The sequence below is a fragment of the Streptomyces sp. WM6386 genome (genome assembly GCF_000972385.1).
In the GTDB taxonomy this organism is placed as follows: Bacteria; Actinomycetota; Actinomycetes; order Streptomycetales; family Streptomycetaceae; genus Streptomyces.
On record NZ_JXTE01000541.1, the window covers coordinates 1 to 413 of the forward strand.

The 413-nt window shown below is 69.0% G+C and carries 1 pseudogene; it reads right to left on the minus strand.

What is annotated here, in order from left to right:
- Window positions 1-413 (minus strand): annotated as a pseudogene (locus TN53_RS42615) (IS21 family transposase); the annotation flags it as partial.

Here is a 413-nt window from a genome sequence, read left to right on the forward strand (position 1 = left end):
GGATGACGGCGTCGGCGAACAGACCCTCGGGGCCGTGCAGAAAGGCCGATGCGCCGGCGTCGCCGGTCTCGGGTTCCGGGTCGGTCTCGGTGCCGGCGACCAGGATGCCCTTGACGGTCCGATAGGACGGGTCGCCGACCGCGATCGCCTTCGCGCAGGCGGCCTCGAGCCTGGTGTCGCCGTACTTCTTGCGCAGGCCGAGCACCCCCTGGGCGGCCCGGAGCCGATAGAGGGCATTGACCTCCAGGAGCTGGTCGATCACCTGCCGGCAGGCGTCCCCGACCTGCGAGGCTTGGCCGCGGCACCAGATCGGCGTGCGCATCTGGAAGGCAATCTTCTCGGGCGGGTAGTCGTTCTTGTCGGTGCGTTTGCCCTGCTCAAGTGCCGCATGTGTCTTGACCAGTTCGCCCTCG